Here is a 17679-nt window from a genome sequence, read left to right as displayed (position 1 = left end):
ACAACCAAGACATTGAGGAGACAACCTGTGAAGAGCGCCGTCGAGAACTTGACCCCGACCCGGGCCAAGCTGACTGTCGAGGTGCCCTTCGAGGAGCTCAAGCCGAGCCTCGACGCGGCGTACAAGAAGATCGCCCAGCAGATCAACGTCCCCGGCTTCCGCCGCGGCAAGGTGCCCCCGGCCGTCATCGACCGCCAGGTCGGTCGCGGCGCGGTCCTCGACGAGGCGATCAACGAGGTCGTCCCGGCCAAGTACATGGAGGCCCTGCAGGAGAACGAGCTGGAGCCGCTGGCGCAGCCCGAGATCGAGGTCACCAAGTTCGAGGACAACGACGGGCTCGAGTTCACCGCCGAGGTGGACGTCAAGCCGCAGTTCGAGCTGCCCGGCTACGAGGGCCTCGAGGCCGAGGTCGAGGACGTCGAGGTCAGCGACGCCGACGTCGAGGAGCAGGTCCAGGCGCTGCGTGAGCGCTTCGGCACCCTCACCGAGGTCGAGCGCGAGGCCGCCGACGGCGACTTCGTCACCATCGACCTGACCGCCGCCAAGGAGGGCGAGGCCGTCGAGGGCGGCGAGGTCTCCGGGATGTCCTACAAGGTCGGTCGCGGCGGCATGCTCGACGGGCTCGACGAGGCCCTGGTCGGCATGAAGGCCGGCGACGAGAAGACCTTCTCCTCCCAGCTCGTCGGTGGCGACCTGGTCGGCGAGGACGTCGACGTCACGGTCACGGTCACCGGCGTGCAGGAGCAGCAGCTGCCCGAGGTCGACGACGAGTTCGCCCAGATGGCCTCCGAGTTCGACACCGCCGAGGAGCTCACCGCCGACGTGCGCGAGCGCCTCGGTCGCGGCAAGCGCCTCGAGCAGGCCGCGGCCGCCCGGGACGCCGTCCTCGAGGCCCTGCTCGAGAAGGTCACCATCCCGCTCCCGGAGACCATGGTCACCGACGAGCTCAACGCGCGCCGCGAGAACGTCGAGCAGCAGCTCGTCTACGCCGGCCTGACGATGGAGAAGTACCTCGAGGACGAGGGCCAGACCACGGAGGAGTTCGAGGCCGACCTCGAGCGCCGCGTGCGTGACGCCATCGCCGCCCAGTTCATCCTCGACGCGGTCGCGAAGAAGGAAGAGCTCGGCGTCGACCAGCAGGACCTCTCCTCGCACCTCGTGCGGCGCGCCCAGCAGTCCGGCCAGGACCCGCAGGAGTTCGCCAACCACATGTTCGAGCACAACCACATCCCCGAGCTCGTGCAGGAGATCCTGCGCGGCAAGGCGCTGGCCACGATCGTCGAGTCGGCGACCGTGAAGGACGCCTCGGGCAACGTGGTCGAGCTCAAGAACCTGCAGCCGGACGGCACCATCGGCGAGCCCGTCTCCGAGACCACCGAGGCCCCGGAGTCGGACGAGTCGGACGAGTCGGACGAGGACACCGCCCAGGCCTGATCGGCGCGCACCACCCAGCACTGCCACGGCGGGGCGTCCGGAGTGATCCGGGCGCCCCGCCGTGCGCTAGGCCCGTCGTCGGGCAGCAGGTCGAGGGGCGTCGGGCAGGTCGGGGCGTACGCCGCTGGTGCGGGCGCGAGGCCTGCGAGCTGCCCGCGTCGTGCTGGCCGGGTGCGTCCGGAGCGGCGTGGGTGCACACGTGTCCACCCAGCGTTACCCTCGGGCCATGCCCTCCAGCAAGGCCGCCGCCGGACCCGGCGTGCTCGACGCCCTGTCGCTGGCGGTCGAGGTCGCCGACGGCCTGGGCGTGAGTACGGTCCGCGACACCCACCTGGCCCTCGTGGACCGCGTCCACGGGGTGGTCGACCGCCCGCTCGGCCGTGCGTCGTCCCTGCCCGGTCGCGCGCACCGGGCGGTCGCGTCCGGCGTGTACGCCGGGCTGGGTGCGGGCCTGCGTGCCGCGGGCCGGGGCCTCGACACCGCGGCCGCCTCGCGGCTCGACGCGCGCGTCGGACGCAGGCTCGACGACCACCCCCGCGGTCGTCTCCTCCGGGCCGCGGTCAACGGCCTCATCGGGGACCGGCTCGCCGACGAGCGGCCGCGGTGGGCGATCCCGATGGCGGTGCGCGTGGACGGTCGCGACGTCGACCTGACGTCGGAGGCGGTGCGCGCGGCGTACCCGACGGCGACAGGTCGCATCGTGGTCTTCCTCCACGGCCTCTGCGAGGACGAGTCGAGCTGGCGGCGGCGTCGCGACGTGCGGGGGACGACGTACGCCGAGGGCCTCGCCGACCGCGGGTGGACGCCGGTCATGCTGCGCGCCAACACCGGGCTCACGCTGCGGGCCAACGGCGCCGCCCTGACCGCCGTGCTCCAGCGGCTGACGCAGGCGTGGCCGGTCCCCGTCGAGCGCATCGCCCTGGTCGGCCACTCGATGGGCGGCCTGGTCGTGCGTGCGGCCGCCGACGTCGTGGACGACTCCGACGACCGCTGGGTCGACCGGGTCACCGACGTCGTCACCCTCGGCACGCCCCACCTCGGCTCGCCGGTGGCGGGCGGGGTCGGTGCGGGCAGCCGCGCCCTGGCCCGGCTGCCCGAGGCTGCGGCCCTCGGCCGGATCCTGGACTGGCGCTCGGTCGGCGTGCACGACCTCGTGCACGGCCTGGCCCACGACGTGCCCCCGCTCCCGCACGCGCGCTACCGGCTGGTGGCCGCCACGCTGACCCGCTCGCCACGCCACCCGGTCGGGGCCGTGCTGGGCGACACGCTGGTGCGGCTGCCGTCGGCGTACGGGCGCGGGCGCTCGGGCGAGCTCTTCCCGGACGCGGACGTGCTGCACGTCGGCGGGGCCGGGCACCTGGACCTGCTCAACCACCCGCGCGTGCACGAGGCCCTGCTCGACTGGCTCCGCTGAGGACCGCCGGCGCACCAACTCGGCGAGGGCGGGGGACCGGGCGCCGGGTGCGGTCGAATCCGCTGTGGGCGAACAGGGGCGGTCATCGTGTGGAAGTGTCCCTGCTTCGGGCTAGTGTCGCTGGCGTGAACCAGAACTCCAGCCCAGCTCTCTCGCCCGAGATGAACGGCGCCGGGTCGATGTACGGACTCGACGACCACATCTACCAGCGGCTGCTCCGCGAGCGGATCGTCTTCCTCGGCTCCGAGGTGCGCGACCAGAACGCGAACGCGATCTGCGCCCAGCTGCTGCTGCTCTCGGCCGAGGACCCCGACGCCGACATCTTCCTGCACATCAACAGCCCCGGTGGCTCCGTGGACGCCGGCATGGCGATCTACGACACGATGAACTACATCCCCAACGACGTGGCCACGGTCGGCATGGGCCTGGCCGCCTCGATGGGCCAGTTCCTGCTGTGCGCCGGCACCAAGGGCAAGCGCTACGCCCTGCCCCACGCGCGCATCATGATGCACCAGCCGTCCTCCGGCATGGGTGGCTCGGCCTCGGACATCAAGATCCAGGCCCAGCAGTCCCTGCACATCAAGAAGGTGCTGCTCGACCTCATCTCCGAGCACACCGGCCAGCCGGTCGAGCAGGTCATCGCCGACGCCGACCGCGACCGCTGGTTCACCGCCGACCAGGCCGTCGAGTACGGCCTCGTCGACAAGGTCGTGACCAACGCCCGCGAGGCTGCAGACGAGGGCCGCCCCGCGCGGCAGAAGGACTGACCCCATGAACTACTACATCCCGCAGTGGGAAGAGCGCACGTCCTACGGGTTCCGGCGCATCGACCCCTACGCCAAGCTCTTCGAGGAGCGCATCATCTACCTCGGCACGCCGATCAGCGACGACGTGGCCAACGCGGTCATCGCCCAGCTGATGTGCCTGGAGACGATGAACCCCGACCAGGACATCAGCATCTACATCAACAGCCCCGGCGGCTCGTTCACCGCGCTCACCGCGATCTACGACACGATGAAGTTCATCAAGCCCGACGTCCAGACCGTGTGCCTGGGGCAGGCTGCCTCGGCGGCCGCGATCCTGCTGGCGGCCGGCACCAAGGGCAAGCGTCTCGCGCTGCCCAACAGCCGCATCCTGATCCACCAGCCCTACACCGAGGGCACGTTCGGCCAGACCTCCGACATCGAGATCCAGGCCAACGAGATCCTGCGGATGCGCGAGCTGCTGGAGAAGATGATCTCCGAGCACACCGGCAAGAGCCTCGAGCAGGTGAGCTCCGACATCGAGCGTGACAAGATCCTCACCGCCGAGGGGGCCGTCGAGTACGGCCTCATCGACCAGGTGATCGAGTCCCGCAAGGGCACTCCCGCGCTCACCGCCTGACCACAGCAGTCGAGACGAGGCCTCGTGTCCGGCCCCCGAGCGGGGCCGGCACGGGGTACCGTCGAAGAGTTTGAAAGAGCCGGGGACGACCCGGCAGGACCGGAGGACACAACCCGTGGCTCGTATCGGTGACGGTGGCGACCTGTTGAAGTGCAACTTCTGCGGCAAGAGCCAGAAGCAGGTCAAGAAGCTCATCGCAGGACCCAATGTCTACATCTGCGACGAGTGCATCGAGCTCTGCAACGAGATCATCGAGGAGGAGCTCGCCGAGGGCAGCGAGGTCAGCCTCGACGAGCTGCCCAAGCCTCGCGAGATCTTCGAGTTCCTCAACTCCTACGTGATCGGCCAGGAGCACGCCAAGAAGTCGCTGGCCGTGGCGGTCTACAACCACTACAAGCGGGTGCAGGCCGGCCTGCAGCCCATCGGCGGCAAGCACACCAAGGACGAGGCCGTCGAGGTCTCCAAGTCCAACATCCTGGTCATCGGGCCCACGGGCTGCGGCAAGACCTACCTGGCGCAGACGCTGGCCCGGATGCTCAACGTCCCCTTCGCGATCGCCGACGCGACCGCGTTGACCGAGGCCGGCTACGTCGGCGAGGACGTCGAGAACATCCTCCTCAAGCTCATCCAGGCCGCCGACTACGACGTCAAGAAGGCCGAGACCGGGATCATCTACATCGACGAGATCGACAAGGTGGCCCGCAAGTCGGAGAACCCCTCGATCACCCGCGACGTGTCCGGTGAGGGCGTCCAGCAGGCACTGCTGAAGATGCTCGAGGGCACCACCGCCTCGGTGCCGCCGCAGGGGGGACGCAAGCACCCCCACCAGGAGTTCATCCAGATCGACACCACCAACATCCTGTTCATCGTCGGTGGTGCCTTCGCCGGACTCGAGCAGATCGTGGAGCAGCGGGTCGGCAAGAAGTCGCTCGGCTTCACCGCCGAGGTGCGCGGCCAGGCCGAGCGCGACGCCCAGGACCTGATGGCGCTCGTGCGCCCCGAGGACCTCACCAAGTTCGGGCTGATCCCCGAGTTCATCGGCCGCCTGCCGCTGATCGCGAGCGTCAGCAAGCTCGACAACGAGGCCCTCGTCCAGATCCTCACCGAGCCCCGCAACGCGCTCGTCAAGCAGTACCAGAAGCTCTTCGAGCTCGACGGCGTCGAGCTCGAGTTCACCGAGGACGCCATCGCCTCCATCGCCGACAAGGCGCTGGAGCGCGGCACCGGTGCCCGGGGACTGCGCGCCATCATCGAGGAGGTCCTCCTCCACGTGATGTACGACGTGCCGTCGCGCGTCGACGTGGCCCGGGTCATCGTCAACCGCGAGGTGGTCGAGGACGACGTCGCGCCCGAGCTGGTCCCGCGCGAGCCCGAGGCGAAGAAGAAGAAGTCCGCCTGACGGATCGGTGGGGGAGCGGGCCGCTGCCCGATCATCCCTTCGGGTGATGCCCGAGTAGTCACTTCGGGCCATTTGGGGTCTGACTGGTCTGAACCGGTCTGAAGCCGGGACAGAATGGGATCCGAGGTGCCAAGGGGGTCCCACGAGTGAGTGCTGAGCACAAGCGTCCGTTGTACGCGTTCGTCATGGTGACGATCCTGTGCGCCGTCATGCTGGGTCACGCGATCCGCACGGACGCGCTCGGCGGGTTGCTGGGGCCGCTCGTCCACCGCGAGATCGCCGCGGCACCCGAGCGTGCCGTCCACGAGCGCCCGAGCGCCCCGTCCGCCGTCGGTCCCACGACCCGTCATGCCCCGGCCCCGCTGACCTCGACGCCCGACGCCGCGCTCGCCACGGCGCCGGCGACGCCGTCCTCGCGGCCCACCGCCGCCGTCCGCGGCCAGGCCTCCCAGCCGGTGGCCACCACCGGCACCGCGACGGTCGTCACCTCCGGGGCGCCGACGAGCGGCACCACGGTCGTTCCCGACCCGGTCGGGTCCACCGCAGACGGCGGGGACGCTACCGACGACCAGTCCCAGGACGCCGCTGAGAAGGCGGCCCGGGACGCGGAGAAGGCTGCCGAGAAGGCTGCCCGGGACGCGGAGAAGGCGGCCGAGAAGGCTGCCCGGGACGCGGAGAAGGCGGCCGACAAGGCCGCCCGGGACGCGGAGAAGGCGGCCGACAAGGCCGCCCGGGACGCGCAGAAGGCGGCCGACAAGGCCGCCCAGGACGCCGTGCTCGAGGCCCGTCAGGCCACCAAGGCGACGGAGAAGGCCATCCGGGAGGCGGAGCGGGCGGCCGAGAAGGCCGCCAAGGCCGCCGGCCACGGCAAGGGAGTGGGCGACCAGCTCCCGGTCCCCACGTCCGTCCCCGCGACCACGACCCCCGAGGCGCCGGTCGCGACCGACCCGGCCTCGTCCCCGAAGGGCAAGAAGGACAAGTAGGACCGGGCCGCCCGCGCCCCTGCTACTCGGTCGGGGCGGCCACCTCGGCGACCACCGAGACCTGCTGCGCCGACTCGTCGGGGGTGAAGACCAGCTCGCCGGTGATCTTGCCCGCGCGCCGCAGGTCGGCCTGCGCCGCCTCCGCGGCGGCCACCAGCGACGGCGGACCACTGATCTCGACCCGGGAGAGCTCGGCCTTCATCGAGACCTTGGCCTGCGACTTGGCGCCGCGGATGCCGATCAGGGCCGCCGCGACGGCGTCGACCATCGTCGGGTCGGCGGCGGCAGCGGCGCCGAGGTCGGTGCCCACGGGCCACGACGTGAGGTGGATCGAGCCGTCCTGCCACCACGACCAGACCTCCTCGGTCGCGTAGGGCAGGAACGGCGCGAGCAGCCGCAGCTGCACGTGCAGGGCGATCGCGAGCGTCGCCTTGGCCGAGGCCGTGGCGGCGCCGCCGTCCTCGTCGTACGCCCGCTCCTTGACCAGCTCGAGGTAGTCGTCGCAGAACTCCCAGAAGAACTTCTCGGTGACCTCGAGCGCGGTCGTGTAGTCGTAGGCGTCGAAGGCCTCGGTGGCCCTGCGGACCACGACCTCGAGGCGACCCAGTAGCGCGCAGTCGATCGGCTCGCTGACCGCGAAGTGGTCGAGCGAGGTGGCGCCGACGTTGCCGAGGACGAACTTGGAGGCGTTGAGCACCTTCATCGCCAGGCGTCGCCCGACCTTCATCTGGGACTCGTCGAACGGCGAGTCCAGCCCGGGGCGGCCCAGGGCGGCGCGCCAGCGGACGGCGTCGGCGCCGTACTTGTCGAGGATCTCGGTCGGGACAACCACGTTGCCCTTGGACTTCGACATCTTCTTGCGGTCGGGGTCGACGATGAAGCCGGAGATCATCGCGGTGTGCCACGGCGCCGAGCCCTGCTCGAAGTGGCCGCGCACCACCCGGCTGAAGAGCCAGGTGCGGATGATGTCGTGGGCGTGCGTGCACAGGTCGTAGGGGTAGACCCGCTCGAAGAGGTCCTCGTCGGTGGTCCAGCCGCCCGCGATCTGCGGGGTCAGCGAGGACGTCGCCCAGGTGTCCATGACGTCCGGGTCACCGACGAAGCCGCCCGGCTTGCCGCGCTGGGCCTCGTCGTACCCGCGCGGGGCCTGCGTCGACGGGTCGACCGGCAGCTCGGCCTCGGAGGGCATCAGCGGGTGGTCGTAGTCGGGGTCGCCGGCGTCGTCGAGCGGGTACCAGACGGGGAACGGGATGCCGAAGAACCGCTGGCGGCTGATGAGCCAGTCGCCGTTGAGGCCGCCGACCCAGTTGTCGTAGCGGTGCTTCATGTGCGCGGGGATCCACTGGATCTCGTCGGCCCGGGCCAGCATCTCCGCGCGGGTCCCGGCGTCACGGCCGCCGTTGCGGATGTACCACTGGCGGGTGGCCACGATCTCGAGCGGCTTGTCGCCCTTCTCGTAGAAGTTCGCCATCCGCTGGGTGGGCGTGGGCTCGCCGTCGAGGTCACCGCTCTCGCGCAGCTGGGCCACCACCTGCTCGCGGGCGCTGAAGGTGGTCTTGCCCTTGAGGTCCTCGTACGCCGCCGCGGCCGCGTCGCCGGACAGCCACTCGGGGGTCTCGCGCAGCAGCCGTCCGTCGCGACCGATCACGGTGCGGACCGGGAGGTTCAGCTCGCGCCACCACATGACGTCGGTGAGGTCGCCGAAGGTGCAGCACATGGCGATGCCGGCGCCCTTGTCGGGCTCGGCCGCGGGGTGGGCCAGCACCGGGACCTCGACGCCGAACACCGGCGAGGTCACCGTGGTGCCGAAGAGGTCGGCGTACCGCTCGTCGTCGGGGTGCGCGATCAGGGCCACGACGCTCGGGATGAGCTCGGGGCGGGTGGTCTCGATGTGGACGGGCTCGCCGCCGGGGCGGTGGAAGGCCACCCGGTGGTAGGCGCCCGGGTAGTCGCGCGCCTCGAGCTCGGCCTGGGCCACCGCGGTCTGGAAGGTGACGTCCCACAGGGTCGGCGCCTCCTGGAGGTAGGCCTCGCCGCGGGCGAAGTTGCGCAGGAAGGCGGTCTGGCTCACGGCCTGGGACTTGGGGCCGATGGTCGTGTAGTTCTCCGACCAGTCGACCGAGAGGCCCAGCGTGCGCCACAGCGACTCGAAGACCTTCTCGTCCTCCTCGACGAGCCGCTCGCACAGCTCGACGAAGTTGGGGCGGCTGATCGGGACCTGCTTCTTGGGGTCCGGCTTCTCCGGGGGAGTGAAGTCGGCGTCGTAGGGCAGCGACGGGTCGCAGCGCACGCCGTAGTAGTTCTGCACCCGGCGCTCGGTGGGCAGGCCGTTGTCGTCCCAGCCCATCGGGTAGAAGACGCTCTTGCCCTGCATGCGCTGGTAGCGCGCGACGAGGTCGGTGTGGGTGTAGGAGAAGACGTGTCCCACGTGCAGGCTGCCGCTGACCGTCGGCGGCGGGGTGTCGATGGAGAAGACGTCCTCGCGGCTGCGGGTGCGGTCGAAGCGGTAGGTCTCCTCGGCCTTCCACCGCTCGGCCCACTTCGACTCGAGGCCCTCGAGGACGGCCCTGTCCGGTACGACGACGGCACGCCGCTCGGCGCTCGTCGGTTCCGGGGCCTGGTTCTCGGGGTTCTCAGTCATGTGCGCATGCTACGGAAGCGCGCACGGCCTGCGAAAACCAGTTCCGGGACGGACCCCGGGTGGCTAGCGTCCCCGCATGGAACTGGAGCTCCTCACCGACCCCGCGGCCTTCCTCGAGGCCGCCGGCGACCACCTGGCCGCCGCGCCCGTCCTGGCCACCGTCGTCGCCACCGTGGCGTCGCGGAACGCGGCCGAGATGACGGACGGGAGGGCGGACGGGATCGCCCAGGACCCGCGCCACTGGTACGCCGTGGCCCGCGACGGCGGCGCCGTGGTCGGCGTCGGCATGCGGACCGCGCCCCACGGTGACCGTCCGGCGTACCTGCTGCCGATGCCCGACGAAGCGGCCCGGCTGCTCGCCCGGACCGTCCACGAGCGGGGCGAGGACCTGGCGGCCGTCAACGGCGCGCTGCCCGCCGTGCGCGTCTTCGCCGACGAGCTCGGCCGGCTCACGGGTCGCACCGCTCACGTCGAGGCCCACACGCGGCTGCACGAACTGGAGGAGCTGGTCGAGCCGGCGCCGGTGCCCGGCTCGCTGCGACCCGCCGTCCGCGACGACCTGGACCGCTGCCGCGACTGGTTCACCGCGTTCCACGTCGACGCCGACGAGCAGGCCGGGCGCGCACCCGGCCGGGAAGCCATCGAGGTCTTCACCGACGAGGACCTGCTGCGGCGCATCGACACCGGACGGATCTGGCTGTGGGAGGACGGGGGAGAGGTCGTGCACCTCACCGGCGCCAACGCCCCGGCCTTCGGGGTCGCCCGCGTCGGGCCGGTCTACACCCCGCGCGAGCGACGGGGCCGGGGCTACGCCAGCGCGGCGGTCGCCGAGGTGACGCGGATCGTCCTCGCGCAGGGCGCGCGGGCCTGCCTCTTCACCGACCAGGCCAACCCCACGTCCAACAAGATCTACTCGGCGCTGGGCTACCGGCCGGTGGTGGACATGGCCAACCTCGTCCTGCGCTGACGACGCCGCCGGGCCCACCCCTAGACTCGGGGCGAGATGAGTGATCACGAGAATTCTGAGCACTGGCCTGAAGCCCGACCGGCCGAGACCTTCGCGGAGGTCGAGGACGCCCTGCTGTCCCGCTGGCCCGAGACCCGGCTCGAACCGAGCCTGGACCGGATCGAGGCGTTCACCGAGCTCCTCGGCGAGCCGCAGCGCTCCTTCCGGACCATCCACCTGACCGGCACCAACGGCAAGACGTCCACCAGCCGGATGATCGAGACCCTGGTGCGCGCGCTCGACCTGCGCACCGGCCGCTTCACCAGCCCCCACCTGGAGAAGATGAGCGAGCGGATCAGCATCGACGGGGAGGCGCTGACCGACGAGGAGTTCGTGCGCGCCTTCAACGACGTCGCGCCGTACACCCATCTCGTCGACGCCGACCAGCCGCACCCGCTGAGCTTCTTCGAGACGATGGTGGGCATGGCGTACGCCGCGTTCGCCGACGCCCCGGTCGACGTCGCGATCGTCGAGGTCGGCATGGGCGGGGCGTGGGACGCCACCAACGTCGTCGACGCCGACGTCGCCGTCGTGCTGCCGATCGCGGTCGACCACGCGAAGTACCTCGGCGACTCCGTGACCGCCATCGCCCACGAGAAGGCCGGCATCATCAAGGCCGGCTCGATCGCCGTCCTGGCCCAGCAGCAGCCCGAGGTGGCCGCGCTGCTGATCGAGCGGGCGACCGAGGTCGGCGCGACGGTGGCCCGCGAGGGCATGGAGTTCGGCGTCGTGTCCCGGGTGCCCGCCGTCGGTGGCCAGATGGTCGCGCTCCAGGGCATCCGGGCCCGCTACGACGACGTCTTCCTGCCGTTGTACGGCGCCCACCAGGCGCAGAACGCGGCCGTGGCCCTGGCGGCCGTCGAGGCCTTCGCCGGCGAGGAGCCGCTCGACGAGGACCTGGTGCGGGCAGCCTTCGCCGAGGTGACCTCGCCGGGTCGCCTGGAGATCATCCGGCGCAGCCCGACCATCGTGCTCGACGCCGCCCACAACCCGCACGGGGCCGCGGCCTCGGCCGCCGCGATCGAGGACTCGTTCACGTTCTCCCCGCTCATCGGCGTGATGGGCGTGATGGGCGACAAGGACGCCACGGGCGTGCTGGAGGCCTTCGAGCCGCACCTCGAGCACCTCATCTGCACCCAGAACTCCACCTCGCGCTCGATGAGCGCGGACGCGCTCGCGGCCGCCGCCATCGAGATCTACGGCGAGGACCGCGTCACCGTGGTCCGCGACCTGGCCGACGCCATCGAGCGGGCGGCGACGCTGGCCGAGGCCGGCGAGGCCTTCGGCGACCCGCTGGGGTCGGGGGCCGTGCTCGTCACCGGCTCGGTCGTCACCGTCGGCGAGGCGCGCACGATGCTGCTGCGTCGCGGGCAGTCGTGAGCGACGTGTCCGCACCGCAGGGGCAGGCGCCGCAGAACACCGAGCGCTCGCCGCGGCGCGGGATGTGCGCGGCCGTCCTGTGCCTCGAGGCGATCACCGTCGGCCTCACCACCCCCGTGCTCATCACCATCGCCGACGTGTCGGTGGGCCCTGCCGTCCTGATCGGCGTCGGCCTGGCCGTCGCCTGCCTGCTGCTCGCCGGGATGCTCCGCGCGCCCTGGGCCTACACCGTGGGGTGGGTGCTCCAGGTGGCCGCCGTCGCCATCGGCTTCCTGGTCCCCCTGATGTTCGTCCTGGGCGGGATCTTCGCGCTGCTGTGGGGCATGGCGGACTTCCTGGGCCGCAAGATCGAGCGCGAGCGGGCCGCAGCCTGGGCGGCGTACCGCGCCGAGGACCCGGACTGACCGGAGCCGTCCGCCGCGTCACTCCGAGAGCGAGCGCGCCAGCACGGCGAGGGCGGCGTCGAGCTGGGTGTCCGTGGGGCCGCCGAAGCCGACCACCAGGCCGGTGAGGTCGGACGACCGCGTGTAGTCGGCGAGCAGGTTGACCCGGAAGCCGGCGTCCTGCGCCGCCCGGCGGGCCCGCAGCGCGCGGTCGTGGGGGAGCAGCCACGTGGAGTACATGCCGGCGACCGGGCCGGCGAGCTCGGCGTACGGCGCGAGGGCGGCGGCGACGCGCGGTGCCCGCTCGGCGTACGTCCGGCGCGCGGAGCGCACGACCGCGTCGACGTACCCGTCGCGGAGCAGCGCCCAGTAGGCCCGCTGCACCGGCCAGGCCGGGGCGTCGTGGGTGATCCGGCGGTGCCGGTCGAGGTCGTCGCGCAGCCCGCGGGGCGCGACCAGCCAGCCCAGGCGCAGGGACGGGGCCACCGACTTGGAGGCGGTCCCCAGGTAGGCCACCAGGTCGGGCTCGAGGGACGCCAGGGCCGGCACCGGCGCCACGTCGTAGCGGAACTCCGAGTCGTAGTCGTCCTCCAGCACGACGGCGCCGTCGCGTCGCGCGGTGGCCAGCAGCGTGAGGCGGTCCTCGGCCGGCATCACCCGGCCCAGCGGGTGCTGGTGGGCGGGGGTGACGTACGCCGCGCAGGCGGTGGCGAGGTCGGTCACCGGCTCCAGTGCCGGCAGGTCCACGACCGCGCGGCCCGACTCCTCGACGGTCAGGACGGCGGCCCGGTAGCCCGGGTCCTCGACCGCGACGGGCTCGCGGGGCAGCACCGCCAGCACGTGCCGCAGCCCGGCGGTGGTGCCCGCGGTGAGCACCACGTCGTCGGGGTCGATCGCCAGTCCCCGGGTGCGGCCCAGTCGCTCGGCGAGGAGCTCGCGCAGGACGGGGAGGCCGCGGGGGTCGTCGTACCCGCGGGGCGGGGTGGCGGCCGAGACCTCGCGCCACGCCCGTCGCCAGGCCGCGGCGTGCCGCGGGTCGATCCACGGCGTCCCGGCGTCGAGGTGGACGAGCGGGGCGCCGGTCTCCGTGGGCGGGCGTCGGGACGGCGTCGCCGCTACGGGGCCGGCGCCACCCGCCACCCACGTGCCTGAGCCCTGCCGGCCCTCGATCCACCCCTCGGCGCGCAGCTGGTCCCACCCCTGCTCCGCCACGGAGCGGGCGACCCCGAGGTCCGCGGCCAGCCGACGGGTGCTGGGCAGGCGGTCACCGGGCGACAGGGTGCCGGCCAGCACCAGGCGGCGTACCTGGTCGGCCAGCTGGAGGCCGAGGGGCCGCGGGTCGGACCGGTCGAGGGAGAGGGGCAGCATGGCAGTGGCCTGTCGAAGAGGGGCAGAAGTGGCCCGTGCGCGCAGGCCACCCGTCGCCCACCATGGTCACATGAGCACGCCGCTGGAGCCCACCGACCGCACCCGCACGAACCGGGGACGCAACCGAGCGGTCGCCGAGCGTGAGCGGCTGATGGCGCTGCTCGAGGACGCCCTCGTGGTGCACGTGGGGCTCCGGGTCGGCGACCACCCGCTCGTCCTGCCGTCGGCCTTCGGCGTGGACGCCGACGGGCCCGACGAGGACGGCACGCTCTACCTCCACGGGTCCGTCGCCGCCGGCTGGTTGCGGGCCGCACCCGGCGCCCCGGTGTGCGTGACGGCGACCGAGCTGGACGGGCTGGTGGCGGGACGCTCGGCCTTCCACCACTCCATGAACTACCGGTCCGCGGTGGTCATCGGCACGGCCCGTCTCGTGGACGACCTCGACGAGCGCCAGCACGCGCTCGACCTGATCGTCGACCACATGGTCCCGGGCCGCTCGGCCACCCTGCGGGCCAGCACCCGCAAGGAGCTCGCGGCGACCGCCGTGCTCGCCGTACCGCTGCACGAGGCGTCGATGAAGGAGCGCGCCGGTGGTCCGGGGGACGAGCCCGAGGACGTCGCGACCGGCACCTGGGGCGGGCACGTGCCGATCCGCCGGGTGGCCGGGGCGCCGGTCCCGGACGCCGACGCGCGAGGGCAGGTGCCGTCCGACGTGACCGCACGCGCGGTGGCCCTCGGTGCCGGATAGGCTCCGGGCCATGACTGAGCGTTCTCTCGTCCTCGTCAAGCCGGACGGTGTCCGCCGAGGCCTCACCGGTGAGGTGATCCGTCGCATCGAGGCGAAGGGCTACCGCCTCGTCGCGCTCGAGCTCCGGCCGGCCTCCCGCGAGCTGCTCGCCGAGCACTACGCCGAGCACGAGGGCAAGCCCTTCTACGAGCCGCTGGTGGAGTTCATGCTCTCCGGCCCCGTCGCCGCCATGGTGCTCGAGGGCGAGCGCTGCATCGAGGGCTTCCGCGCGCTGGCCGGCACGACCGACCCGACGACCGCCGCCCCCGGCACCATCCGGGGCGACCTGGGTCGCGACTGGGGCGAGAAGGTCCAGCAGAACCTCGTCCACGGCTCCGACTCGCCCGAGTCCGCCGCCCGCGAGATCGGCATCTGGTTCCCGGGACTCTGATCGCGTGAGGCGCTCACTGGTCGTCGGGCTGCTCGCCGGATCGGTGCTGGGCCTCGGCGCCTGTACGTCCTCCCCGTCCGGCCCCGAGCCGGGCACCACCCGGGTCGCCCGCCTCGACGGCTGCGACGGCGTCGCCCACGACGAGGTCCGCGGTCCGGAGCCGGGCGAGCCGCACGGCAGCCTGCGCGAGTACCGCGCCGACGACGCGGTCTGCGACGCGTGGTGGCTCGACCTCCCCGACGACTTCGTCCCGCAGGGCCTCGAGGTCGCCGCCTCGACGGCGTACGTCGTGGGCCACCGGTCGGGCGAGGTCGGCAGCAAGCCCTGCCAGGTGGCGGCCGTAGCGCTGCCGTCGGGGGAGACCCGCGCCTTCGCCGCCCGCCTCGACCCGCCCGGCAGCCCGGGCCGCACGGCGTACTGCCGCCACGGTGGGGGTGCGGCGCTCACCGGGGCCGGGTTGTGGGTGGTCGAGACCTCGCGGCTGTGGCTCCTCGACCCCGAGCGCCTCGACGGCGCCCCGGTCCTGCGCGTGTGGCAGCTCGGTGAGGGCGTCCGCGGCTCGACGACGGCGGCGACCCGCGGGCGCCTGGTGATCGCCGGCTACCGGCCCGACGGCCCCGGCCGGGCCCGCTGGTACGACGAGTCGGCGCTGCTGCGGCCCGGCGTCACCACCCTGGTGGAGGACGGCGCCGGCGCCGGTCAGGTCGCCATGCGCCGCTCCACGCGCGTGCCGGCGAGGCTCCAGGGGCTGGCGTTCACCCGGGCCGGGATCTCGTGGGCGGTGTCGTCGGGGATCGCCTGCGGGGTCGTGCGCCCCGGTGGCCCGCCCCGCGACTTCGTGCCCGGCGCGGAGGACCTCGTGGTCGATCGCCGGAGCATCTGGGCCGTCAGTGAGGCCAGCGCCCCGCCGTACCGCGACCCCGAGGGGGCCCTCGTGCCGCGGCTGCTGCGCCTCGACCGGGAGGCCGTCGAGGACGGCGGACCGGCGACCTGCGACCTCTGAGCCGGACCGGTCCCACACGCCGCGCGTGTCCTCCCGGGAAGGGGGCGTCGCGCTACCTACCCTGAGCGTGGGCCGGCGACCCGGGTGTCGGCTCCTTCCCCGACCCGCAGTGTTTCGACACGCGAGCACAAGAGGCAGCGCAATGGCACACAGTCTCATCGGCCGCGACATGGCCGTGGACCTCGGCACCGCCAACACGCTGGTGTACGTCCGCGGCAAGGGCGTCGTGCTCGACGAGCCGTCGGTCGTGGCCATGAACGCCAGCACCGGCGAGGTGCTCGCGGTCGGTCACGAGGCCAAGCGGATGATCGGGCGCACCCCCGACAACATCACCGCCATCCGCCCGCTCAAGGACGGCGTCATCGCCGACTTCGAGGCGACCGAGCAGATGTTGCGCTACTTCATCCAGCAGGTGCACCGGCGCCGCTACTTCGCCAAGCCGCGGATGGTCATCTGCGTGCCCAGCGGCATCACCGCGGTGGAGCAGCGCGCCGTCAAGGAGGCCGGCTACCAGGCCGGCGCCCGCAAGGTCTACATCGTCGAGGAGCCGATGGCCGCCGCGATCGGCGCCGGGCTGCCCGTGCACGAGGCGACCGGCAACATGGTCGTCGACGTCGGCGGCGGCACCACCGAGGTCGCGGTCATCAGCCTCGGCGGCATCGTCACCAGCATGAGCGTCCGCACCGCCGGCGACGACCTCGACCAGGCGATCATCGCGTGGATGAAGAAGGAGTACTCCCTGATGCTGGGGGAGCGCACCGCCGAGGAGATGAAGATGACCCTCGGGTCGGCCTTCCCGCTCCCCACCGAGCCGGAGGCCGAGATCCGCGGCCGCGACATGGTCTCGGGCCTGCCCCGCACCGTCGTGGTCTCCAGCGCCGAGGTCCGCCAGGCCCTCGAGGAGCCGCTGCACAACATCATCGACGCCGTCCGCGGCACCCTCGACCAGACGCCGCCCGAGCTGGCCGGCGACATCATGGACCGCGGCATCGTGCTGACCGGTGGCGGCGCCCTGCTCCGCGGCCTCGACGAGCGGCTGCGCCACGAGACCGGGATGCCGGTCCACGTCGCCGAGGACCCGCTGTCGTCGGTCGCCTACGGCGCCGGCAAGTGCGTCGAGGAGTTCGAGGCCCTCCAGCAGGTGCTCGTCTCCGACCCGAGGCGCTACTGATGGCCGACACCCGTGAGCGGCGCTGGCGCGGCCTGGACCGCCTCGACGCCCGCAACCGGCCGCCGCGCTCGCTGTTCGTCGCGCTGCTGCTGGCCAGCGTCACGTTGATCACCCTCGACTACCACGGCGGCCCGGACTCGGCCATGGAGCCGGCCCGGCGCGCGGTCGGCGAGGCCTTCGGTCCCGTGGAGTCGGTCACCGCCACGGTCGTGCGCCCCTTCACCTCCGTGCCCTCCTGGCTGCGCAGCCAGGGTGCGCTGAGCGACGAGATCCGTGACCTCCAGGCCGAGAACTCCGCCCTGCGCAACGAGGTCGCGACCGCCGGTTTCGACCGCAACCGCCTCGAGTCGTACGACGGGCTGACCCAGGCCGCCCAGGACCTTGGCCAGGCGCTGGTCCCGGCCCGGGTGGTCGCGGTGGGTCCCTCGCAGTCCTTCAGCAACACCGTGACCATCGACGCCGGCTCGCAGGCCGGGATCGGCCCGGACATGACGGTGGTCAACAACGACGGCCTGGTGGGCCGGGTGCTGCGCGTGACCCGCTCGACCGCCACCGTCCTGCTCGTCACCGACACCGAGTCCATCGTCGGTGGCCGGGTCGGCTCGAGCATGGAGATCGGCTTCGTCCACGGCCGTGGCTCGCTGGCCGACGACGGGGGGCTAGACCTGCGCCTGGTCGACGACGCGGTCGTCCCCGCCGAGCACGACACCGTCGTGACCTGGGGCAGCACGAGCGGCCCGTACGAGCGCGGCGTACCGATCGGTGAGGTCACCGAGGTCTACAGCAGCCTGCTCGAGACCTCCCAGCGCGCGGTCATCAAGCCCTTCGTCAACTTCTCCGCCCTCGACGTCGTGGGCGTGATGGTGCCCACCGGCACCACCAGCGACCGCGCCGTGGTCGAGGCCGACGGGGCCCTGCGATGAAGGAGGTGCAGCG

General features: G+C 72.5%; 16 protein-coding genes. 14 read left to right on the top strand and 2 right to left on the bottom strand.

Features of this window, described 5'->3' with window-relative positions:
- Positions 1-27: 27 nt before the first annotated feature.
- The 6 genes from tig to ASG94_RS03625 all read left to right on the top strand — a co-directional run bounded on the left by tig (position 28) and on the right by ASG94_RS03625 (position 6613).
- On the top strand, positions 28-1434 hold the full coding sequence (gene tig, locus ASG94_RS03650) for a trigger factor (protein WP_056925037.1): 1407 nt from the start codon (positions 28-30) through the stop codon (positions 1432-1434).
- Positions 1435-1660: 226 nt separating this feature from the next.
- On the top strand, positions 1661-2848 hold the full coding sequence (locus ASG94_RS03645; RefSeq protein WP_082623903.1) for a lipase family alpha/beta hydrolase: 1188 nt from the start codon (positions 1661-1663) through the stop codon (positions 2846-2848).
- A gap of 179 nt (positions 2849-3027) precedes the next feature.
- Positions 3028-3615: an ATP-dependent Clp protease proteolytic subunit gene (locus ASG94_RS03640; RefSeq protein ID WP_321163821.1), complete on the top strand. Its 588-nt coding sequence runs from the start codon at positions 3028-3030 to the stop codon at positions 3613-3615.
- 4 nt (positions 3616-3619) lie between these two features.
- The gene (locus tag ASG94_RS03635; RefSeq protein ID WP_056925036.1) at positions 3620-4231 is read left to right on the top strand and encodes an ATP-dependent Clp protease proteolytic subunit; all 612 of its coding nucleotides are present in this window, start codon (positions 3620-3622) and stop codon (positions 4229-4231) included.
- A 115-nt stretch (positions 4232-4346) separates the two neighbouring features.
- Positions 4347-5630, top strand: a complete 1284-nt coding sequence (clpX, locus tag ASG94_RS03630; protein WP_056925035.1) for an ATP-dependent Clp protease ATP-binding subunit ClpX — start codon at positions 4347-4349, stop codon at positions 5628-5630.
- 146 nt (positions 5631-5776) lie between these two features.
- On the top strand, positions 5777-6613 hold the full coding sequence (locus ASG94_RS03625) for a hypothetical protein (RefSeq protein WP_156411400.1): 837 nt from the start codon (positions 5777-5779) through the stop codon (positions 6611-6613).
- Positions 6614-6635: 22 nt separating this feature from the next.
- Here the strand turns inward: ASG94_RS03625 and valS are convergent, their stop codons facing one another.
- A complete protein-coding gene (valS, locus tag ASG94_RS03620; protein WP_056925033.1) occupies positions 6636-9254 on the bottom strand; it encodes a valine--tRNA ligase in 2619 nt (872 codons plus the stop codon).
- A gap of 76 nt (positions 9255-9330) precedes the next feature.
- On the opposite strand from valS, the gene ASG94_RS03615 reads away from it, so the two are divergent.
- From ASG94_RS03615 to ASG94_RS03605, 3 genes are read left to right on the top strand one after another with little or no spacing between them, the layout of a single operon-like run.
- Positions 9331-10221, top strand: coding sequence for a GNAT family N-acetyltransferase (locus tag ASG94_RS03615; protein ID WP_056925032.1), 891 nt, complete (start codon positions 9331-9333; stop codon positions 10219-10221).
- 36 nt (positions 10222-10257) lie between these two features.
- Positions 10258-11640, top strand: coding sequence for a bifunctional folylpolyglutamate synthase/dihydrofolate synthase (locus ASG94_RS03610; RefSeq protein WP_056925031.1), 1383 nt, complete (start codon positions 10258-10260; stop codon positions 11638-11640).
- A complete protein-coding gene (locus tag ASG94_RS03605) occupies positions 11637-12044 on the top strand; it encodes a DUF4233 domain-containing protein (RefSeq protein ID WP_235537115.1) in 408 nt (135 codons plus the stop codon). The genes ASG94_RS03610 and ASG94_RS03605 overlap by 4 nt, the downstream gene beginning before the upstream one ends.
- An 18-nt stretch (positions 12045-12062) precedes the next feature.
- Here the strand turns inward: ASG94_RS03605 and ASG94_RS03600 are convergent, their stop codons facing one another.
- Positions 12063-13391, bottom strand: a complete 1329-nt coding sequence (locus tag ASG94_RS03600; RefSeq protein ID WP_056925030.1) for an aminotransferase-like domain-containing protein — start codon at positions 13389-13391, stop codon at positions 12063-12065.
- A gap of 70 nt (positions 13392-13461) precedes the next feature.
- Here ASG94_RS03600 and ASG94_RS03595 point away from each other — a divergent pair, with 70 nt between their 5' ends.
- The 5 genes from ASG94_RS03595 to mreC all read left to right on the top strand — a co-directional run bounded on the left by ASG94_RS03595 (position 13462) and on the right by mreC (position 17666).
- Positions 13462-14139 (top strand): pyridoxamine 5'-phosphate oxidase family protein, encoded by a 678-nt coding sequence (locus tag ASG94_RS03595; protein WP_056925029.1) that lies wholly within the window; start codon positions 13462-13464, stop codon positions 14137-14139.
- 10 nt (positions 14140-14149) lie between these two features.
- Positions 14150-14569 (top strand): nucleoside-diphosphate kinase, encoded by a 420-nt coding sequence (ndk, locus tag ASG94_RS03590; protein ID WP_056925028.1) that lies wholly within the window; start codon positions 14150-14152, stop codon positions 14567-14569.
- Between the two features lie 4 nt (positions 14570-14573).
- The gene (locus tag ASG94_RS03585) at positions 14574-15572 is read left to right on the top strand and encodes a hypothetical protein (RefSeq protein WP_056925027.1); all 999 of its coding nucleotides are present in this window, start codon (positions 14574-14576) and stop codon (positions 15570-15572) included.
- Positions 15573-15714: 142 nt separating this feature from the next.
- On the top strand, positions 15715-16743 hold the full coding sequence (locus ASG94_RS03580) for a rod shape-determining protein (protein WP_200958007.1): 1029 nt from the start codon (positions 15715-15717) through the stop codon (positions 16741-16743).
- A complete protein-coding gene (mreC, locus tag ASG94_RS03575; protein ID WP_056925026.1) occupies positions 16743-17666 on the top strand; it encodes a rod shape-determining protein MreC in 924 nt (307 codons plus the stop codon). Before ASG94_RS03580 ends, mreC begins: the two co-directional genes overlap by 1 nt.
- The last annotated feature ends 13 nt before the right edge of the window (positions 17667-17679 follow it).

This window comes from Nocardioides sp. Soil805, assembly GCF_001429625.1.
In the GTDB taxonomy this organism is placed as follows: domain Bacteria; phylum Actinomycetota; class Actinomycetes; order Propionibacteriales; family Nocardioidaceae; genus Nocardioides.
This window is presented reverse-complemented; position numbering and strand designations above follow the sequence as displayed.